Below are 21,232 nucleotides of genomic sequence, written 5' to 3' on the forward strand. Positions count from 1 at the left end.
ATTCATCACTGACTTCTCTGGAATACTGGATCACCCGCTTTCGCGGGTGACGACAGCGGAGTGTGTTGTACGAATTCGGCATGGCCGCATGCCGAAACAACCGTATTCGCCGTCAGCCACCGCGCTACAGTCCGATTCAACCAACAGGGTCGGAACTAAATGCACGGCGTCGTGGGCAAGCCGCCCGGCGCGACGGACGATCATGCCGTCGTGACATCGAAAATCATGCTGCTGATGCTGGTGGCGATGACCGGCGTCGCGCCGATCTCGCTTTACATGCTGGTGCCGGCGCTGCCCGTGCTGGCGACGACGTTCGGCGGCGACATCTCGGTCGCGCAGATGACGGTGTCGCTCTATATGGTCGGCATCGCCTGTTCGCAGCTCATCATGGGGCCGCTGTCGGACAAGTTCGGCCGCCGGCCGGTGCTGCTCGCAGGCCTTGCGCTGATGGTGGCGGCGAGCGCCGGCTGCTCGCTGGCGCAGACGCTGCCGCAACTGATCGCCGCGCGCTTCCTGCAGGCACTCGGCGGCGCGACTGGCATGGTGGTGAGCCGCGCCATCATCCGCGACCTCTACAGCCGCGACCGCATCAGCTCCATGATCAGCCTCGTGATCGCCGTCATGATGATGGCGCAGATGCTCAGCGCGCTTGTCGGCGGCCTCTTGGAGACCGCGTTCGGCTGGCGCGCCATTTTCTATTTCATCACGGCGGCTTCGCTCAGCGTTGCGGTCCTGATCGCGCTTGCGCTGCCCGAGACGCGCGCCGAACGCAGCGAGAGCAGCAGCTTCCGCGGCGACGTCGGCAAGCTGATGCGCAACCGCGCCTTCATCGGCTATGTGCTGTGCCAGGTGCTGGCTTCCCAGATCATTTTCATGTTCGCCGGCGGCGGGCCTTACATCGTGGTGACGCAGATGGGCCGAACCACGGCCGAATATGGCGCGTGGTTCGCGACGACGGGATTTGCCTATCTGATCGGCAATGTGTTCTGCGTCCGTTTCGCGCCGCGGCACTCGCTGGAGAAGCTGATCTGGTTCGGGCTCGCGGTGCAATTCTGCGGCGCCCTCCTGAACCTCGTCTTGAGCATTGCCGGGATCAACCAGGCGCCGCTCTGGCTGTTCGGCACGCAGATGATCGTGATGGTCGCGAACGCCTTCGTCATGAACAACGCCGCGGCCGGCGCTATCAGCGCCCGTCCCGAGGCCGCCGGCACCGCCTCCGGCGCGATGGGTTTTCTGCAACAGGGCATCGGCGCGCTGGTCTCGCAATTCGGCGCGTATCTTGGCGGCCACTCCACGACCACGCTGCCGCTGACGGCGGCAATCTTCGCGCTGTCCATCGCGTGTGCCTCGGCGATGTTCTTCCTTGTGCCGCGGCGGACGGTCGTGGTGAGCGAGGAACTGGTGAAAAAGGCGGAGGAGGAAGACTCGCGGATGTTGTGAGCGCATGCGCGCAACATCAGCGCCTCACATTCGACTGTCGTCGCCCGCGAAGGCGGGCGATCCAGTACGCCGCGGCTTCTCGGTTCAATCACTACGGCCTCTGGAATGCTGGATCACCCGCCTTCGCGGGTGATGACGGTTTTGTGTGGGGCGATGACGCGCGCCTTCTCACTCCCCGATCAGCTTCAACCACTCATCTTCCGTCAGCACCGGCACGCCGTGCTTCTTGGCTTCCGCGAGTTTTGAACCCGCACCCGGCCCAGCGACAACGTAGTCCGTTTTCTTCGACACCGAACCGGCGGCCTTGGCGCCCAGCCGCTCGGCGGTGGCCTTGGCTTCGTCCCGTGTCATCTTTTCCAGCGAACCGGTGAACACCACAGTCTTGCCGGCGACGGCCGAATTGCTCTTGGGCTTTTCCGCGTCAATGATCTCGCTGAGCTCCTTGACCAGCCGCTCGACGATGCCACGGTTATGGCTTTCGCCGAAATAGGCGGCGACGCTCTTGATAACGGTGTCGCCGATCTGGTCGAGCGCATCCATCTCGGCGATGGTGTCCTCGTCGCCCTTGGCGACCTTGAGGCAGGCGTCGTGGAAGGCATCCCACGAGCCGTAGCCGCGCGCCAGCGCCAGCGCGGTGGTCTCGCCGACATGGCGCATGCCAAGCGCGTAGATGAAGCGCTCCAACGAAATGCGGCGGCGGTTCTCGATCGCGGCGAACAGGTTTCGCACCGAAGTTTCGCCGTAGCCCTCGATCGCTTCGAGCTTCAGCTTGGCGTTGCGTTTCGGCAGCGTGAAGATATCGGCCGGCTCCCGCACCCACTCGCGGTCGAAGAAGTACTGAAGCTGCTTCTCGCCGAGCCCGTCGATATCGAACGCCCGGCGCGACACGAACAGTTTCAGATGCTCGATCTTCTGGAACGGACAGGCGAACTCGCCGGTACAGCGGGCGCGCGAGCCTTCCTCGCCGGTCGCCGTCTCCTCGCGCACCACGTCGGTATGCAGCGGGCAAGGGCACTTCTTCGGGAAGTGAAATTCCCTGGCGCCTTTCGGCCGCTTGTCGATGACGACATCGACCACCTGCGGGATCACGTCGCCGGCGCGCTGGATCACGACGGTGTCGCCAAGCCTGATGTCACGGCCCTCGCGCAGCACTTCGCCCTTGTTGCCTATACCTTTGATGTAGTCCTCATTGTGCAGCGTGACGTTCTGTACGATCACACCGCCGACGCCGACCGGCTCCAGCTTGCCGACCGGCGTGAACGAACCGGTGCGCCCGACCTGGATCTCGATGTCGCGCAGCACCGTCATGGCCCGCTCGGCCGGGAATTTGTGCGCGACGGCCCAGCGCGGCGTGCGCGAGACGAAACCGAGCCGCTCCTGCCAATCGATACGGTCGATCTTGTAGACGACGCCGTCGATGTCGTAGTCGAGCTCGCCGCGCTGCTCCTCGATCTCGTGATGGAACGCGATCAAGTGCTCGACGGAGTGGCAGAGTTTTGTCAGCGGATTGGTCTTGAAGCCGCAGTGCTCGAACCAGTGGATCATGTCGGTTTGAGTCTTTTCCGGCATCGCGCTCATCTGGCCCCAGGAATAGGCGAAGAAGCCGAGCGGGCGCGAGGCCGTAATGCTCGGGTCTTTCTGACGCAGCGAGCCTGCAGCCGAATTGCGCGGGTTTGCAAAAACGGTATCGCCTGCGGCCTTCTGGCGCTCGTTCAGCGCAAGGAACGCCTTCTTGGTCATGTAGACCTCGCCGCGCACCTCGCAGATATCAGGAACGTTGCGGCCTTTTAGCTTCTGCGGCACGTCCTCGAGCGTGCGGATATTTGCGGTGACGTCCTCGCCTTCCGCGCCGTCGCCGCGGGTTGCGGCGGTGACAAGCTCGCCGCCTTCGTAGCGCAGCGACATCGACAACCCGTCGATCTTCGGCTCGGCGGAAAAGTTGATTTTGTCATCCGGCAGCTTCAGGAAACGCGTGATGCGGCCGACGAAGTCGAGCACATCCTGTTCGGCAAAGGCGTTGTCGAGCGACAGCATCGGCACCGCATGGCGGACTTTCTTGAAGCGGCCCGACGGCGCCGCGCCGATCTTTTGCGATGGCGATTCCGCTGTAACGAGCTCGGGAAACCGCTTCTCGATCGCATTAAAGCGCTGCCGCAAGGCGTCGTATTCGGCATCGCTGATGCTGGGCGCATCTTCCTGATAATAGCGCTTGTCGTGCCCTTCGAGCTCCAGCGCCAGCCGCTTATGCTCGACCTTGGCCTGCGCCTTGGTGAGTTTTCCGACGTCGGTGAGGGTTTTTGTTTTCGCTGTCTTGGCCATGGGTGTTGAATACGACGAAAGGAAGCCTAGAGGCAAAGTCGATCGCAGGTGCCGTGCCCCGGATGCGGCGCAGCGCCATAAGCGCGTTTACGCGCGTCTTCGACGCGCTATGGCGGGTGCGCTGCTGATCCGGGGCCCACGCCGGTGTGGGTCCCGGCTCTGCGGAGCAGCGCGAAGAGCGCTGCACCGCGTCCGGGACACGAGCAGATCACGCCGTCGCGGCGCGCAACAGCCGTTCCGCCGCGGCCCGCGCCTCGGCGGTGATCTCCGCCCCCGCCAGCATGCGGGCGATTTCCTCGCGGCGGTGGTCGGCGGCGAGCGCGTTGACGCGGGTAGCGACGCGCTTGCCCTTGTCGAGCGCGTCCTTGGAAATCAGCAAATGCTGGTTGGCGCGTGCCGCGACTTGCGGCGCATGCGTCACCGCCATCACCTGGACCTGGCCGGCGAGCCGCGACAGCCGCGCGCCGATCGCATCCGCCACCGCGCCGCCGACGCCGGTATCGATTTCGTCGAACACCAGCGTGGGCGCGGAGCCGCGATCGGACAACACCACCTTGAGCGCCAGCAGGAACCGCGACAGCTCGCCGCCGGAGGCGACCTTCATCAACGGTCCCGGCTTTGTCCCCGGATTGGTCTGGACCCAGAACTCGACGCGGTCGATGCCCTGCGGCCCCGGTAACTTCGCATCGGTGTCGACCTGCGTCATGAATTTCGCGCGATCGAGTTTCAGCGGCGCGAGTTCGGCATTGACGGCCTTGTTGAGTTTTTCGGCGGACTTAGCTCGGGCCGCCGACAGCTTCGCCGCCGCCGCGCCGTAGCGCTGGTCGGCCTCAGCAGCCGCCGCTTCTAGTTTCTTCAGCCGGTCCGCGCCGGCGTCGATCAGCGCGACGTCGGAGACGAATTTGGCGGCGAGTGCCGCCAGCCCATCGACCGGCGTCGAATATTTGCGCGAGGCGGCGCGCAGCGCAAACAGCCGCTCCTCGATCCGCTCCAGTTCGGCCGGATCGAAATCGGCCCCAACCAGCGCGGCGCTGAGATGCTGGTCGGCCTCTTCCAGCGCGTTGATCGCGATGTCGATCGCCTTCACCGCCGGCTCGACCAGCGCCGGCGAATTGGCAGCGCGGCGCTCGAGGCGGCGCACGGCCGCCGCAAGCGCCGGCACCGGCGAGTTGTGGCCACCGACCGCCTCCTGCGCCTCGCGCAGATCGCTGGCGATCTTCTCGCCCTGCATCATGGTGGTGCGGCGTTCGGCGAGTGCGGTCTCCTCGCCGTCCTTCGGCTTCAGCACTTTGAGCTCGTCGGCGGCGTGCCGCAAATAATCCGCCTCGCGCGCGGCGCGTTCCATGCTGGCGCGATGCTCGTCGAGCGCTTGATTGGCGGTGCGCCGCGCCTCCCATAGCGTCGCCAGCGCGGCGACCTCTTTCTCCAGCCCGGCAAAGGCATCGAGCAACTGCCGGTGCGTCGAGGCGTCGACCAGCGCGCGCTCGTCGTGCTGGCCGTGAATTTCTACCAGCGCCGCGCCGACCGCCTTCAAAGTCTGCACGCTGATCGACTGGTCGTTGATGAAGGCGCGGGTGCGGCCGTCAGCGAGCTGTACGCGGCGAAGAATCATTTCGCCGGTGTCGTCGAGGCCGTTCTCGGAAAGGATATTTGTCGCGGGATGGCCCTTGGGAACGTCGAAGGTGGCCGTCACCTGGCCCTGCTCCGCGCCATGGCGAACCAGACCCGCATCACCGCGGCCGCCGAGCGCTAGCGCGAAGGCATCGAGCAGGATGGATTTGCCCGCGCCGGTTTCGCCGGTCAGCACCGCGAGGCCACGGGAGAATTCGATATCGAGCCGTTCGATCAGGACGATGTCACGGATCGACAGACGCGCCAGCATGCGAAGTCAATTCCTAGTGGTCCGGTTCTAACATTCGCTCCCCGCTCGGGGAGCCACTTTTGCGAATGTTAGAATCAAAAGGACCACTAGCAAATATCAAGCTGGTAGTGGAGCTTTATGGATTTGACATTCGCTTCACGAAGTCGCGGCAAGTATCGAGCGAATGTCAAATCCGCTCCACTACCCGAGACCCAACTTCTTGAAGGCCCTGGAAATATACGAACCCTTGTTTTCGCTCGGCTCGAGACCGCCCGACTTTACAAGATTATAGGCGTCCTTGTACCAGCGGCTATCAGGAAAATTGTGCCCAAGTACGGCTGCCGCCGTCTGCGCCTCGCCGACGATGCCGATCGCCATATAGGCCTCGGTGAGTCGCGCCAGCGCTTCCTCGACATGCCGGGTGGTCTGGTAGCGGGTGACCACGGTCTTGAAGCGGTTGATGGCGGCGGTGTAGTCGCGCCTTTCCATGTAATAGCGGCCGACGTCCATTTCCTTGCCCGCGAGCTGGTCGCGCGCGCCTTCGAGCTTGGCCTTGGCGGAGTTGGCGTATTCCGAGGTCGGATATTTGCGAATCACCTCTTCCAGCGCCGCGATCGCCTTTTCGGTACGGCCCTGGTCGCGAGAGATGTCCGGGATCTGGTCGTAATGCGAGGCCGCGATCAGATATTGCGCGTAAGCCGCATCGGCGCTGCCGGGATGCAGCGTGACGTAGCGAGTCGCTGCGCCGATGCAGCTATCGTAATCGCCGGCATTGTAAAAGGAGTAGGCCGACATCAGGAGTGATTTGCGCGCCCAGTCGGAATAAGGATGCTGGCGATCGACCTCCTCGAATTTCTTCGATGCCGCCTTCAGATCCTTGCGCTGGTTCATCAGGTACAAGCCCTCATTGTAGAGCTTGTCCGCCGGCTCCTCGTTGAATGTGTCGTCCTTTTGCGTGAACTTGTCCCAGAGCGCGCCGGTGCCGCAGCCGCTCAAGGGAATGGCGAGCGCAATCAGGCCCGCAGCCAGCCGCAGCGAGCGTGCGGCGCGAGCGAGGCTGGAGCGCCCGAGTGATTTGCCTGATTCGAGCGTCATACGCTGTGCCGACATGGAATTTGTGACCTGACGCCCCGTGATGCGACTGATGAGTGAGCCCGCCCGTCCGTGAACCGCAGTCATGGACGTCATATTCCCCGTGCCCCAAATTTCTTGAGCCCAATACGCTCGGTGCCCAATTCTTCAAGGCCCGTGGCGCCTTGTGGTGCTACCGCGGGCTTCTCTAGCCGAAAAATGGTCCTGGACCAACCGAATACGCAGCCAATTCGCCCGGATTAAGGCGGCTGAACGGCCACGTTACCACTGTGGTTACTACGCAAAACGCGCCCAAGCGGCGCAAAACAGCTCAAAATTCAGAGGTTTGCAAAGACGAAAGTCAGGAAACGTCGGGGCCATAGGCCGGGGCGATCATGCCGCCCACCATGCCTGCGCCGGCCTCGACATAAGCGCGGGGACGGCGTGCCGGTTCAGCCTCGACCACCCGCCAGGCGCTGCGATCGGCCAACAGGGCGGTCAGCACGGCGTGGTTCAGCTTGTGACCGCCACGTACCGAACGGTAGGCGCCGAGCAGCGGCAGACCAGCCAGGGTCAAATCACCGACCGCATCCAGCGCCTTGTGGCGGGCGCACTCATCGCTGAAGCGCAGCCCTTCGGTGTTCAGCAGGCGGGCTTCGTCGAACACGACCGTATTCTCAAACGAGGCGCCACGCGCATAACCGGCGCTCCAGAGCCGCGCGACGTTATTCATGAAGCCAAAGGTCCGGGCGCGGGAAATCTCGCGGCGGAAGCTTTCGGGGCTGAGATCGATGGAATATTTCTGGCAGCCGATCATGGCGTTGTCGAAGGCGATCTCGACCTCGACGCGGAACCCGTTGCCATGCGGGCGCAACTCGCCAAAACTGTCGCCGATCGCGACCTGCACAGGCTTCAGCACCTGAATGAAGCGGCGGGAGGCCGACTGGGTGACGATACCGGCTTGGTCGATAGCGGCAACGAAAGCCGCCGCGCTGCCGTCCATGATCGGAACTTCGGGGCCGTCGAGTTCGATGACGGCGTTGTCGACACCCATGCCGCGCAGGGCAGCAAGGACATGTTCGGCGGTGGAAACCAGCGGCCCCTCGCGGTCGCCAAGAACGGTAGCAAGATCGGTGGCGATTACGGAGGCGGCTACTGCGAGGACCTCGCGATCGGCCTCATCCAGGCCGGTACGGACGAAAACAAAACCCGCATCCACAGGAGCAGGTCCAAGCGTCAGGTTGACAGGTAATCCGGAATGAACGCCAACGCCCGTTACGGTGGCTTGCGACCGAAGCGTGGTTTGGCGGCTGAATTTCATCGATAACTGCCCACTACCCGACTTAACCTAAAGACAGGAACCGCGCGCTAGCGCCGATTCGCGTTCTAGGCATCCCCAAGTCACGGCAGACCATAGTCATTGCCCTAAGGTGCACAACTCACGCTTCTTTACGGATTGTTACCCTATCTCTGCCGCATTCGCGCCAAGGGTTAACCAAACTCCGACACGGCCAGACGCTGTTCGAGCCTCGATACCTGATCACGAAATGAATAATTAATGATTTAAAATCAGATGGTTGGCCTGTTCGCTGAACCTCGGCACCAGGGCAAAGAGAAGAGCCCCGACTGTTCCAGCCGGGGCCCCTTGGATCACCTCGATTGTAACAAAAGCTCAGTTGGCCTGGCGTCGGAGGAAGGCCGGGATATCAAGATGGTCGTCGCCCTGTGGCGCCGGCGCAACAGGTGCCGGGCGGCCATGGGCGTCCAGACCCTGCGGCGCCGAGCGCTTTGCATACTCCGATACCGGCTCGTGATTCGCCATTTGCTGGGCGACCGTGCGCTGCGGCTTGCGTTCGGGCAGCGGCGCCATCGACGGGCCGGAGGCACGTGCCGCGATCGGCGGCTCGGTCTCTTCGTCGCGGCGGCCGAGGCCGACATTGGCCAGCCGCTGCAATAACGACAGCCGCGTCTTCTGCGGGTGCTCCTCCTCAGGCTCGCCGCGGGCGTGCCGGATCTCGGCCTGGGCGGGCATCGGAAGGTCCTCGAATTTCGGCATCCGCGGCGTGCGGGCCGGCGGACGTTCGGCCGCCTGCGGGATGAAGGTTTCCGGCGCCGGCGCCTCCGGCTCGACGCGGGCGGCCTCCTTGTGGTCCGGGAACAGCGTAGGCTTTTGCGCGATCGGCCGAACCGTGACGTCGCCATAGGAGGCGGGCTGGATCGGGGCCTGTTGCGGCGTCTCAACCGCCGCGGCGATCGCGGCGAGCGCCGCGCGCTCGACATTGCCGCGCTGCGCAGGCGTAGCGGCAGGTGCCGGTGCCGGAGCCACCGCCTGCGGCGCGGCCGCCGGCTCGAGCTTCTGGGCGCGTTCGGCCAGGCGCGCATTGTCGGCGCGCAGGCGAGCGGTCAGTTCGGCCAGCCGGTTGTCCGGCGAAGGCGGCGTGGCAGAGGCGGCGGTTGCGGTGGTGGTGGCAGCGGCGGTGGTGCCCGCGTTGCGCGCAATCTGCGACTGGTCGATGCCGGTCGCGACGACGGAGACGCGGATGATGCCATCGAGCGATTCGTCGAAGGTGGCGCCGACGATGATGTTGGCGTCCTGGTCGACTTCCTCGCGAATCCGCGTCGCGGCTTCGTCGACTTCGAACAGCGTGAGGTCCTTGCCGCCGGTGATCGAGATCAACAGGCCGCGCGCCCCCTTCATCGAGCTGTCATCGATCAGCGGGTTGGCGATCGCGGCTTCGGCCGCGGTCAGCGCGCGCTTCTCGCCGGTGGCCTCGCCGGTACCCATCATCGCCTTGCCCATTTCCCTCATCACCGCCCTTACGTCGGCGAAGTCGAGATTGATCAGGCCTTCCTTCACCATGAGATCGGTGATGCAGGCGACGCCTGAATAGAGCACCTGGTCGGCCATCGCGAACGCGTCGGCAAAGGTGGTCTTTTCGTTTGCGACCCGGAACAGGTTCTGGTTCGGGATGATCAAAAGCGTATCGACTACCTTGTGCAGCTCGGCGATGCCGGACTCGGCGGTGCGCATGCGGCGCTGGCCTTCGAAATGGAACGGCTTGGTGACGACGCCGACGGTGAGGATGCCCATGTCGCGCGCGGTCTTGGCAATCACCGGAGCGGCGCCGGTGCCGGTGCCGCCGCCCATGCCGGCGGTGACGAACACCATGTTGGCGCCCGAGAGATGGTCGCGCAGCTCGTCGATCACTTCCTGCGCCGCCGCCGCGCCGACATCAGGCTGGGACCCCGCGCCGAGGCCCTGCGTCACCTGGGTGCCCATCTGCACAATGCGCTGGGCCTTCGACATCGTCAGCGCCTGCGCGTCGGTGTTGGCGACGACGAAATCGACCCCCTGCAACCCGGCAGTGATCATGTTGTTGACGGCATTGCCGCCTGCTCCACCGACGCCGAAGACGGTAATCCGCGGTTTCAGCTCGCTGATGTCTGGGGGGGTCAGATTGAGTGCCATGGTTGCCTCTCTACGACGCGCGCGTTGGTTCGCCCCGGCCGGCGGCCGCGGGATTTGGTGAAAATCGTTTGGTCACAGGACCGGTCATCAGAAGCCCTCGCGAAGCCATCGTCCGACCTTTCCAAAATAGCCGTCTGTCCCTGTCTTGAGCTGCCGCGTATGCCGCGGTTCGACGTGTTCAAGATGAGCGTATTGCGGATAGACCAGGAGGCCGGTGGGAACCGCGAACGAAGCGCTCTTGGCCTCGTTGGGCAGTCGGCCGAAACCGAGCGGACGGCCGATCCGGACCGGCCGGTTGAGAATGCGCGTGGCGAGTTCGACGGTGCCGGTGAGTTGAGAAGCCCCGCCGCTCAACACAACCCGCGCCCTCGGCTCTGCCGCAAAGGGGGAATCCGCGAGCCGGTCCCGGACCATTTCAAAAATCTCCTCGGCGCGATGCCGGACGATGTTGGCAATCGTGGCGCGCGATACGATCTGCGGCGCATCGTGCTCCTCGCCCGCAGTCGGTACAGACATCAGCTCGCGCGCGTCAGACCCGCCGGTCAGCACGGTGCCATATAACGTCTTGATTCGCTCGGCATCCGCAATGCATGCGCCGACGCCGCGTGCAAGATCCATTGTAACGTGCTGCCCGCCGAGCGCAAATCCGCTCGCGTGCACGAAGCGGCCGCCGGAATAAGTCGCAATCGTGGTCGATCCGGCCCCCATTTCGACCACGGCGGCGCCGAGATCAGCCTCGTCGTCGGTCAACACGGACAGGCCTGCGACATAAGGACTCGCCGCCATGGCCTCGACATTGAGGTGGCAGCGCTCGACCACCAGCATCAGGTTGCGAGCGACGGTGGCATCCGCCGTCACGACTTGCATGTCGACGCCGAACTGCCGCGCGACCATGCCGCGGGGATCGCGGATGCCCTTGACGCCGTCCAGCGCGTAGCCGACCGGGAGCGCGTGCAGCACCGTGCGGCCCTCGCCGGTGGCGTGGCGCATGCCGGTGGAGGTCACCCGAGTAACGTCATCGGCAGTAACCGCGCCGCCTCTGATGTCAGCAGCGGCCTCGACAAGCTGCCCCTGCAGCCGGCCGCCGGAAACCGACAGCAATATTGATTCAACGCGGACCTTGGCCATGCGCTCGGCCAGCGCCACCGCCTGCCGCACCGCCTGCTCGCATTCGGCGAGATCGACCACGGCGCCCGCCTTGACGCCGCGCGACTGGATCTGGCTGTAGCCGATCAGTTCCACCGCGTGGGTACGGCCGCGCAGCGCGTCGCTCGGCGGCGACGGCTTCAGCCGCGCAATCATGCAGGCGATCTTGCTGGTGCCGATATCGAGCGAGGCTACCATCGCCGTACGCTTGTGGTCGACGGGACGCGTCTTCGGGGTCTGGTTGCGATCGAGGCCGGTCATGCTGAATCACCGGCCTTCTTCTTGGTCTTCTTGTCCTTGAACAGTTCTTCGCGAGCCTTGGCCGCGTCTTCCGACAATTGCACCGTCAGCCGGTCCGGCAGGCGCATGTCGATGGCGACGATGTCGCGCGAGAACAGCTTGTCCTCCTTGTCGAGCTTGCTCAACATGGCAAGCGCGTTGCCGACGTCGTTCTCCGGCAGGCGAATGTCGAGGCCGTCCTTCAGCCGCAAATTCCAGCGCCGTTCGCCGACCAGGATTGCAGCCTTGGTCACCGATCGGACCTGCGGATAGCGATCGAGCAGCGCGAGGAAATCACGGGCCCTGACATCGGCGCCCTTGCCGACCACCAGCGGCAGCGTCACGAAGCGGCGCGATACATAGGGCTCCAGCACCGCGCCGTCCTCGGAGATCACGGACAGCCGGCCGTCCTGCTGCCACAGCGCGAACGCCGTGCGCTCGACGATGTCGATCTGCAACTGGCCAGGATAAAGCTTCAGGATGGTCGCGTCCGCGATCCACGGGTTCGCCTTGAGCTTGTCGCGCAGGGTGGCGGCATCGAGGAACAGCAGCGATGAGCGGCCATTGACGCCGCCGATTGCGAGCACCTCGTCCTGGCTCAACTGCTTGCGTCCGTTGATGGCAACTTCGGTGATGCGGAACCCGGCTGAATTGGCCAGCGCGTTGCGGGTATCGCTGACTGCAACCATGAATTCGTCAACATGACCGCCCTTGACGATCCCAAGACCGGCGCTGCCGAGTAGCATCAGCACGGTCAGGGTAACGCCGAGACGATTCGGCAGATAACGCTCAACTAGACGGACCAGGCGATTCGGCGGCTCGCGATCGATCGTGGGCTTCGCCGGGACCCGGGCGCGACGGCCCAGCCGCTCGCGCAGCAGCACGACCGCTCCGATAGCGGCTGCTTTCAGGTCAGCCTGGGGCCCCACCGATCTCACCGACCGCGTGAGGCGTCCTGCACCATCCATTGCACGAGCCTGTCCAAGTGTTGTTCCCGCAAGCTTTTTTGCGGGTCCTGGCCCAGATGACGTCTCGGCGTTGCCGGACTTAAGGGCTGACCGGAACTCGGAACAGCGCACACCCCGGCAGCCAAGCGCCACATGCGCCGCCAGCGTTAACCTTCGGACTTACTGGTAAACAAAGTGTAAAAACGCGGGGACGCGGGCGCGTTTTGGTGCGTCTTTTGAGTAGTTTGCCGGCCAACTGTTAGGATTTTGAAACAATTTTAGTGGTCGGGCCGTGGTTCCCCGTTAATGATCGGCGGGGGCCGGCCACGCCCGCTCCCGGCTGCGCCGTTCGGCCAAGGCGATCTGATCACGCAGGAAATCCGGAAACTCGATCCCCTGCGCCTTGAGCGCCTTCGGGTAGAGCGAGGCCGCAGTCAGCCCCGGCAAGGTATTGGTTTCGAGGTAAACCGGCCCATTCGCCGAGACGATGAAGTCGGTCCGGGAATAGCCGCTGCAGGAGAGCGCTTTGTGCGCCCGCAGCGCCTGATCCTGCAGTTGTGCAGTGATGTCAGGGGAAAAGCGCCCCGGGCAGATCTCCTGAGTCGATTTGAGCAGATATTTGGCCGTGTAGTCGAAGGTGCCCTCCCCCGGCACAATCTCGATCGGCGGCAGCGACATCACCGTGCCATCCGATTGCTCCAGCACGCCGCAGGTTGCTTCGACGCCGTCGATGAAGGGCTCGATCAGATATTCTTCGAGTCTAGCGGCGTTGCGGACTGCGACCAGGTCCTGGTTGGCGTTGACGAAGATCAGGCCGTAGCTCGAACCGTCTCGCGCCGGCTTTGCGATCAGCCTGCCGTATTCGGCAAACGCTGCGTCAAGGTTTTCCAAGGCGACGCCGGCCGGAGCCGCGACACCTGCAATCGCCACAAACCGTTTCGCCGCAAGCTTATCAAAAGCGAGGTTCGAAGACGCCGAGCCGGATCCGGTGAAGGGAATGCCGCGCATTTCGCACATCGCCTGCAGTTCGCCGTTTTCGGCACGGCCGCCGTGCAGCCCGAGCACCAGCACACGGTCTTCCGCGGTCGCCTTGTCGAGCGCCGCTTCCAGCGCGATGCCGCGATTGCCCGGCTTGAATTCATCCTCGAAGGGACGCGAATGCTCGAGCAGCGCCTTCGAACTGACCTCGTGAACGGTGTCTGCCACATGCCAGAACCAGAGATCGGCTTCCGGCAACGCGCGGTGCAGCGCCTGCGCGGTCGCCACCGAAACCAGCCGCTCTTTATTGGTGCCGCCAAAGAGAATGGTCGTTCGCATCAGCCTTGCTGCCTCGCTACTTCGCTGCTTCGTCATTCCGGGACGGTCCGAAGGACCAGACCTCAGATGCGCAATTGCGCATCGGGGAATCTCGAGATTCCGGGTTCGCGCTTCGCACGCCCCGGAATGACGGTCATCTCGGAATCCCGATCCGCTTGATTTCCCAGTGGAGCTCGATTCCAGAATTCGCTTTAACGCGCTCGCGCACGGTTTCGCCCAGCGTTTCAATATCATGCCCGGTGGCGTTGCCGGTGTTGATGAGGAAATTGCAGTGCATTTCCGAGACCTGTGCGCCGCCGACGCGAAGCCCGCGGCAACCGGCGGCGTCGATCAGTTTCCACGCGCTGTTGCCGGGCGGATTCTTGAAGGTGGAGCCACCGGTCTTTTCGCGAATCGGCTGCGCGGTTTCGCGATGGCTCTGCACCTCGTTCATCCGGGCGCGGATGGTTTCGGCGTCCGTGATCTGCCCGCGAAAGCGCGCGGAGGTAAAAATGACTGAGGGGTCGACTCCGCTGTTGCGATAGACGAACTTCATGTCGGCATTGGAGAAGACATGCTTCGTGCCGTCGCGGCCGATGCCGGTCGCCTCGACCAGTACGTCCTTGGTCTCACTTCCATTGGCGCCGGCATTCATCCGCAACGCGCCGCCGATGCTGCCGGGAATACCGAAGAAGAATTCCATGCCGCCGATGCCGGCCGCCGCCGCCGTTTCCGCCACGCGCTTGTCGAGCGCAGCCGTGCCCGCGCTTACGATATCGCCCTCGGCCCTGGTCTCGCCAAACGCCCGCGGCGACAGCCGGATCACCACGCCCGGCATACCGCCGTCGCGCACGATCAAATTGGAGCCGACGCCGACGACATAGACCGGCAATTCCTTCGGAAGCAGCTTTAGGAAATACGCGAGATCGTCTTCATCCGCCGGCGTGAACAGCACCTGCGCCGGCCCGCCGACGCGAAACCAGGTCAATTCTGCCAGCGCCTGGTTAGCCAACAGCCGCCCACGCAATTGCGGCATCGCGGCTTTCAGATCGGGCGTGATGTCGGGAAAGGTCACGAAAGCTCTCTCAACTCCAACGAAGACGTGGATGGCCCGGACAAGCCCGGCCATGACGGGGCTGGAAGTAACGCGCCCATCACCCCAACGCCTTCAATTCGCCGGGCAGTGCGTAGGCCCATTGCGTGATGTTGCCGGCCCCTAAGCAGACGACGAGGTCGCCGGGGTTGGCGATGCCGCGGACGACTTTTGCCAGTTCCGTCGAACTCGGCAGCGGGATCACTTCACGATGGCCATGCGCGCGTAGGCCGAGCACAAAATGGTCGCGGTCGATGCCTTCGATCGGCGCCTCGCCGGCCGGATAGACTTCCGCAACGATGACCGCATCGGCATCGTTGAAGCAGGTACAAAATTCCTCGAACAGCGACTGCAGGCGGGTGAAGCGGTGTGGCTGCACCGCGGCGATGATCTTGCCGGCGTAGGAATCACGCGCGGCCTTCAATACTGCAGCGATTTCGACGGGGTGATGGCCATAGTCGTCGATCACGGTGATGCCGTTCCACTCGCCGGTGCGGGTGAAGCGCCGCTTGACGCCACCGAATGCCGCGATTGCCTTGCGGATCGCTTCGTCGGAGATGCCGAGTTCGTGCGCCACCGCGATCGCCGCGGTCGCATTCGACGCGTTGTGCCGGCCCGGCATCGGCAACACGATGTCCGTTATCTCGTGCGTGGCCTCCGTCTTGCGGTCGCGGATCGCAATCTTGAACTTCGATCCGCCGGCGATCGGCGTCAGGTCCATCAGCCGCGCATCGGCCTGCGGGTTTTCGCCGTAGGTGATGATGCGGCGATCCTCGATCCGGCCGACGATGCTCTGCACCACCGGGTGATCGATGCACATCACCGCAAAGCCGTAGAACGGCACGTTCTCGACAAAATTGCGGAACGCGTCCTGGATTGCCTCGAAAGTCTTGAAGTGATCGAGATGCTCAGGATCGACATTGGTGACGATGGCGACGTCGGTCGGCAGTTTCAAAAACGTGCCGTCGCTCTCGTCGGCTTCGACCACCATCCAGTCGCCCGCTCCCAGCCGCGCATTGGTGCCATACGCGTTGATGATGCCGCCATTGATGACGGTCGGGTCGAGATTGCCGCCGTCGAGCAGCGCCGCGACCATCGATGTCGTCGTGGTCTTGCCATGGGTGCCGGCAATCGCGACGCAGCTTTTCAGCCGCATCAGCTCGGCCAGCATTTCGGCGCGACGCACCACCGGGATGCGCTGCGCGCGGGCCGCCATCAGCTCGGGATTGTCGCGCTTGATCGCGGTCGAGACGACGACCACGTCGGCGCCGTCGACATTCTCGGCCTTGTGGCCGACCGAAACCTTAACGCCCTTATCCCGCAGCCGCGCGACATTGCCGCTTTCGGAGGCGTCCGAGCCCTGCACGGTGTAGCCGAGATTGACCAGCACTTCGGCGATGCCGCTCATGCCGATGCCGCCGATCCCGACGAAGTGAATGGGTCCGATCTCGCGCGGCAGTCTCATGGGCTTGTCCTTGGCCGTCGTCGCCCGCCTTGTGCGCAATTGCGCATTGGGCGGGTCGATCCAGTATTCCGCGAAGCCAGTATTCCTAGAGCCAAGGCTCAAATCAGGCGCCGCGGCTTACTGGATGCCCCGCTTTCGCGGGGCATGACAAGCGCTTTTTGGGCCGACGTGGACGTCAAATTCCTGCCGTTTTCATCACCAAGTCGGCCAGCCGTTCCGCGGCATCGAGCCGGCCGACCTGGCGGGCGGCGGCGGCCATCGCGGTCAGCCGGGCGGGCTCGGCGGCAAAGGCAGAGATTTCGGCGGCCAGCCGGTCGGAGGTGAATTCTCCTTGCGGAATCCGCAAAGCGCCGTCCACCTTCGCCAATACGCCGGCATTGGCGAACTGGTCCTGGTCGATCGCCCCTGGCAATGGCACCAAAATCGAGGGCCGGCCGATCGCGGCGAGTTCCGCCACGGTGCCGGCGCCGGAGCGCGAGACCACGAGATGGCTGGACGCCAGCCGCGCCGGCAGGTCGGTAAAAAATGGCGCGAGCTCGGCCTCGATCTTGAGCCGGTCGTAGACTGCACGCACCCGCGCCATGTCTTCCTCGCGTACCTGCTGCGTCAGGGCGATGCGGCTCCACAGCACCGGCTCGAGCCGTTCGATCGCGCCCGGCACGATGTCGCTCATCACCCGCGCGCCCTGGCTGCCGCCGACCACCAGCAAGCGCAGCAGCCCGTTAGGTTCCGGAGACGCAAACGGCTGCGCGGCGGCGGCAAGAATCGCCGGGCGCATCGGCGTGCCGACCGTGGTCGTCTTTCCCGCGAGCGAGGGATCGCGATCGAGCACGCCGGGCAGCGAGGTCGCGATCGCATTGACGCACTTGGAGAGAAAACGGTTGGCGCGGCCGAGCACGGCGTTGGCATCATGAATGATGCCGGGCACGCCGAGCAGCCGTGCCGCGATCAAGGGCGGCAGCGTCGGATAGCCGCCGAAACCGACCACGGCCGCGGGCTTCAGCCGCCGCACCAGGCTGAACGCTACGCCCGTTCCGTAGCCGAGCATGATAATGGTTCGCGCCAGCGACAACGGATTACGGCCGCGCACGGTCTCGCTCGGCACCACGTCGATATTGTCGCGGGTAAAGAGCCCGCTATAGCGCAGCGCGCGGGCATCGGTCGCAAGCCGCACGCGCAAGCCCCGCTTGATGAGTTCAACCCCGAGCGCTTCAGCGGGAAACAAATGGCCGCCGGTGCCGCCGGCAGCCAGCAGAATAAGAGGAATGTTGTCCATGGCTTCAAATAGCCGACGCCGCAGCGCTAGTCACGCCCTCAGGCGTAGCCGCGCGCCACGCCGGCCGCGTTCATCGATTCCACCTCGGTGCGCGGGCGCTGCCGTGTCAGCGCCAGCATCATGCCAACGCCATAGGCCAGCGAGATAATCGACGAGCCGCCATAGGAGATGAAGGGCAGCGTCATGCCCTTGGCGGGGATCAGTTGCAGATTGACCGCCATGTTGATGGCAGCCTGCATGCCGAACAGGATCGCAAGTCCCGACGCCGCAAAGCGCGAGAACATGTCCTCGCTCGCGTAGGCTCGTGTCAGCGTGCGGATTACGACGAAGGCGAACAGCCCAACCAGCGCCAGGCACAGGATGATGCCGAATTCTTCCGCCGCCACCGCGAACACGAAATCGGTGTGGCTGTCCGGCAGGCTGCGCTTGGCGATGCCTTCGCCGGGCCCGAGCCCGAACCAGCCGCCGTTCCAGAAAGCTTCCATTGCCATGTCGACCTGGAAGGTGTCGCCGGATGCCGGATTCAGGAAGCGCCTGATGCGGCCTGCGACGTGCGGAACCAGCAGATAGGCGCTGAACAACCCGGCCATCGCGACGCCGGCCAGGCCGGCTACCCAGATCATCCGCATGCCTGCGATGAAGAACAGCGCGCCCCACACCATCAGGATCAGCATGGTCTGGCCGAAATCCGGTTCCATCACCAACAGCGACACCAGCGTCAGCAGCAGCACCATCGCCATCGAGGTCGCCGGCATTTCCGGCCGCTTGGTCGATTCCGCAAACAGCCAGGCCGCCACCACGACGAAGGCGGGCTTGGCGGATTCGGAAGCCTGGATGTTGACTCCGAGCAGCGTGATCCAGCGCCGCGATCCCTTCACCTCCGCACCGAAGACGAGCGTCGCGACGATCAAGAGAACGCTCACCACGAACACCAATAGCGCAAGACGGCGGATCTGCCTGGGCGGCAGGAACGATACCCCAATCAGCACCAGGAGAGACGGTAGCAGGAACAGCATGTGCCGGCTGAAGAAGTGGAACGGATCAAGCCCGATCCGCGTCGCCACCGGCGGGCTCGCCGCCAACGACAGGATGACGCCGCCCAGCATCAGCGCCATGATCGCGCCAAGCAGCAGCTTATCCACGGTCCACCACCAGTCCGAAAACGGGGTGCGTTGGTCACGGGCGAGCATGGGCGTTCCCAAAATGGCAGAGGTAACGCCCATTGGTGGGGCAGGATGGTTTATGGGGGGTTAATGGGACGGGTAACTTTTGAGAAATCCGGCAGCGCCACCCATCCGACAGTCAAATTACCTTGTCTCGGCCGCGATCAGCTCTTTGCCGTCCATGGTCGTGATCGTCAGCCGCACCTGTTCGCCGCCGGCGCCGAGAGGAAGCGCAGCGGAAATGCGATTTCCGTTCTTCGGGTCGGCTTCCACGGCGTCGTTGAACAATATCGCATCGCCGCGCTTCAATGTTACGCGCAACGGCGTGGCCGGCTCGATGCTGAAGAACTGAAGCTTCACATCTGGGGCCGCGGCCGAGAGATTGATCAGGATATTCTCGTTCGCATCCGTCACGTTGCTCATGCCGACGATCGGGCTGTAGGTCTCCGTAACAGACACTTCGCTCCCTGCAGGAAGTTTGGCGCGGTGGAAGAACTGGTCCGACACGCCCGCCCACAATTCGACGTAAGGCCGCGCTTCGCTCGGGTCCTTGCGTGCGTCGGTTTCATTCGTGAACGACGGAAATCCCCACGTCCACATCTTCAAACCCCGCGTGACGGTATTGTCCGCGATGCGGATGATCCCCTCCTCGTTGTCGTGATTGATCACACCCCAGAAGTTTCCGCCCTGCATATCGGGCGCCGCGTACGCGATACCCATTGTCGGCCAGTTCTTGAAGTAGCGCAGTTTTTCGAAACGGCTCTTGCCTGGACCAAAGCTCTCATCACCTTCAGACAGGTTGGCCGACCAGGCAGGCGTGCTGTAGGCCTCGATCGGCGCGATGATTTCGGCGCCGCCGGTCGTCTTGGGGTTCTTCGGGTCCGAGCCCGGTGCGAGTGTCGTGCACGTCCAGTACTCGTAATCGATCGCGTAGGGTTGCGGGTTCTTCAGCACCACGCGCGCATCAAGAGCGGCGCGGTCCGCTTTCAGCGTGACGTAGTAAGTCGCTTCGACACCCGTCGATCCCTTGAGAAACTGCGTTGGCGCTGCCGAATACGCAAAATCATCCTTGAGCGACATCGATACCGTCACTTCGCCGGCACTCTCCTTCAAGACCTTAAAATTCCACGGCTTCAGCCATGCCTTGCCGTGCTCGGCATCGGGAAACGTCGGGAAGATGCCGCCATACACCATCAGCCAGTCGTAATAGAAATTGCTGGCGTTGATGCCGTAAGGCACGCCTACTTCGGTGCGATAAAGTTGTTCATGGCCAGTCGGCTTGTAAATGATGGAAAGAATACGTCCGCCATATTCAGGCAAGAGCGTTACCTTCAGATAACGATTCTCGATCACGTAGGTCTTGAACGTGCGATCGACGATGGTCTTCTTGTCGAGCGACCCGCTGACGAATCCGCTTTCCGCAGAGGTCGCGTACTGGACGGTGCTCCACGAAATCGTCGACTCGCTGAGAGTCACACTGTCGGATATCGGCGACGCCGCATCCACGGCGGAATGAAACGAAGGCCGCCAATAGTGCAGCCGCGAAACGAACCCGGGTGCGTGCGGGAACACGAGTGCCATTTACGACGCTCTTCGAATGAGCAGGAGCGACCATCCAGTACGCCCGCGACAATTTCGAAATTGCGGCATGCCGGCTCATTCAGCCGAGAGCAATCCCTTCAACATAGGCACCTCCGGCACGTCGGAAACCCGGTCTCGCGCCGCGCGAAGCAGATCCTGATCGGCTTTAGGAAGGGACGGCAAATCACCGTCCTTAAAGAAACCCATAGCCCTGAGAGGAACTGCGGGATCTCGTCGGTAGTTTACCGCAAACGCCCCCAACGCCTTTTCCAGCGAAACACCCGCGGAGAGCATTGCAGAAATGTCGCGATAATCCTTGGCTTCAGCGCGATCCAGAATCGCCTTCAGTTTGGTGGCAAGCAGGTCTTCGAGCGAGGCTACGAAAAGTACCGAATCCCGTGTTCGAAGCGGATCGTTGATCCGCCCAAGCGCGAGCCCGCCAAAGAAGGATACCTTGACCGATCCGGACGACATCGGCACGTCCATGACCAGGGAATTTTTGTCTTCCTGGATCGTCCGTGCATTCCGGACAAATTGAAAACTTGTCTCGATACGCGCTTTGTCCAAGGGTTCGGCCTTGAAGAAATCAAAATCGATCGAGACGCGATGACCCAAGTGGAGCGCAACGGCAGTGCCACCATACAACACGAATGACAGATCGGGTGCCGGAGCCAGTTGAGGCCAGATTTCCTTCTGGGCCGACGGAAGGATTTCGATGCGAGGTTCAAACGGATCCGGCATCGAACGATCTCACCGGAGCGGCGTCGGGTATCCGGCGGCCGGTTGCGTGCATCAAGCGGCCACGCCAAAATTCCCATGACCGCTC

The 21,232-nt window shown here is 63.5% G+C and carries 15 protein-coding genes; 1 reads left to right on the forward strand and 14 read right to left on the reverse strand.

Annotated elements, in window-relative coordinates; translation table 11 throughout:
* The first annotated feature begins 159 nt into the window (after positions 1–159).
* Positions 160–1,440 (forward strand): multidrug effflux MFS transporter, encoded by a 1,281-nt coding sequence (locus KJQ96_RS17145; protein ID WP_213287764.1) that lies wholly within the window; start codon positions 160–162, stop codon positions 1,438–1,440.
* Positions 1,441–1,608: 168 nt separating this feature from the next.
* On the opposite strand, the gene ligA is transcribed toward KJQ96_RS17145, so the two are convergent.
* The 14 genes from ligA to KJQ96_RS17215 all read right to left on the reverse strand — a co-directional run bounded on the left by ligA (position 1,609) and on the right by KJQ96_RS17215 (position 21,147).
* Positions 1,609–3,759 (reverse strand): NAD-dependent DNA ligase LigA, encoded by a 2,151-nt coding sequence (gene ligA, locus KJQ96_RS17150; RefSeq protein WP_213287765.1) that lies wholly within the window; start codon positions 3,757–3,759, stop codon positions 1,609–1,611.
* A gap of 208 nt (positions 3,760–3,967) precedes the next feature.
* Positions 3,968–5,641 carry a DNA repair protein RecN gene (gene recN / locus KJQ96_RS17155; RefSeq protein WP_213287766.1) on the reverse strand — a complete coding sequence of 558 codons (1,674 nt, stop codon included), beginning with the start codon at positions 5,639–5,641 and terminating at the stop codon, positions 3,968–3,970.
* Positions 5,642–5,821: 180 nt separating this feature from the next.
* On the reverse strand, positions 5,822–6,730 hold the full coding sequence (locus KJQ96_RS17160; RefSeq protein WP_213287767.1) for an outer membrane protein assembly factor BamD: 909 nt from the start codon (positions 6,728–6,730) through the stop codon (positions 5,822–5,824).
* A gap of 322 nt (positions 6,731–7,052) precedes the next feature.
* On the reverse strand, positions 7,053–8,012 hold the full coding sequence (lpxC, locus tag KJQ96_RS17165; protein WP_213287768.1) for a UDP-3-O-acyl-N-acetylglucosamine deacetylase: 960 nt from the start codon (positions 8,010–8,012) through the stop codon (positions 7,053–7,055).
* A gap of 351 nt (positions 8,013–8,363) precedes the next feature.
* A complete protein-coding gene (gene ftsZ, locus KJQ96_RS17170; RefSeq protein WP_213287769.1) occupies positions 8,364–10,160 on the reverse strand; it encodes a cell division protein FtsZ in 1,797 nt (598 codons plus the stop codon).
* An 87-nt stretch (positions 10,161–10,247) separates the two neighbouring features.
* Positions 10,248–11,567: a cell division protein FtsA gene (gene ftsA, locus KJQ96_RS17175; RefSeq protein WP_213287770.1), complete on the reverse strand. Its 1,320-nt coding sequence runs from the start codon at positions 11,565–11,567 to the stop codon at positions 10,248–10,250.
* Entirely contained in the window at positions 11,564–12,553 is a 990-nt protein-coding gene (locus KJQ96_RS17180; RefSeq protein ID WP_213287771.1) for a cell division protein FtsQ/DivIB, read from the reverse strand. Before KJQ96_RS17180 ends, ftsA begins: the two co-directional genes overlap by 4 nt.
* Positions 12,554–12,835: 282 nt before the next feature.
* Positions 12,836–13,849, reverse strand: a complete 1,014-nt coding sequence (locus tag KJQ96_RS17185) for a D-alanine--D-alanine ligase (RefSeq protein WP_213287910.1) — start codon at positions 13,847–13,849, stop codon at positions 12,836–12,838.
* A gap of 133 nt (positions 13,850–13,982) precedes the next feature.
* Entirely contained in the window at positions 13,983–14,903 is a 921-nt protein-coding gene (gene murB / locus KJQ96_RS17190) for a UDP-N-acetylmuramate dehydrogenase (RefSeq protein ID WP_213287772.1), read from the reverse strand.
* Between the two features lie 79 nt (positions 14,904–14,982).
* The gene (gene murC / locus KJQ96_RS17195) at positions 14,983–16,386 is read right to left on the reverse strand and encodes a UDP-N-acetylmuramate--L-alanine ligase (protein WP_213287773.1); all 1,404 of its coding nucleotides are present in this window, start codon (positions 16,384–16,386) and stop codon (positions 14,983–14,985) included.
* Positions 16,387–16,561: 175 nt separating this feature from the next.
* Positions 16,562–17,662: an undecaprenyldiphospho-muramoylpentapeptide beta-N-acetylglucosaminyltransferase gene (gene murG / locus KJQ96_RS17200; protein WP_213287774.1), complete on the reverse strand. Its 1,101-nt coding sequence runs from the start codon at positions 17,660–17,662 to the stop codon at positions 16,562–16,564.
* 38 nt (positions 17,663–17,700) lie between these two features.
* Complete coding sequence (gene ftsW / locus KJQ96_RS17205; protein ID WP_213287775.1) at positions 17,701–18,852, reverse strand: putative lipid II flippase FtsW; 1,152 nt, start codon at positions 18,850–18,852, stop codon at positions 17,701–17,703.
* Positions 18,853–18,969: 117 nt separating this feature from the next.
* Positions 18,970–20,406, reverse strand: coding sequence for a DUF5107 domain-containing protein (locus KJQ96_RS17210; protein WP_213287776.1), 1,437 nt, complete (start codon positions 20,404–20,406; stop codon positions 18,970–18,972).
* A gap of 75 nt (positions 20,407–20,481) precedes the next feature.
* Positions 20,482–21,147 (reverse strand): nucleotidyl transferase AbiEii/AbiGii toxin family protein, encoded by a 666-nt coding sequence (locus KJQ96_RS17215; RefSeq protein ID WP_213287777.1) that lies wholly within the window; start codon positions 21,145–21,147, stop codon positions 20,482–20,484.
* Positions 21,148–21,232: the final 85 nt, after the last annotated feature.

It is taken from the genome of Bradyrhizobium sp. sGM-13 (assembly GCF_018398875.1).
In the GTDB taxonomy this organism is placed as follows: Bacteria; Pseudomonadota; Alphaproteobacteria; order Rhizobiales; family Xanthobacteraceae; genus Bradyrhizobium.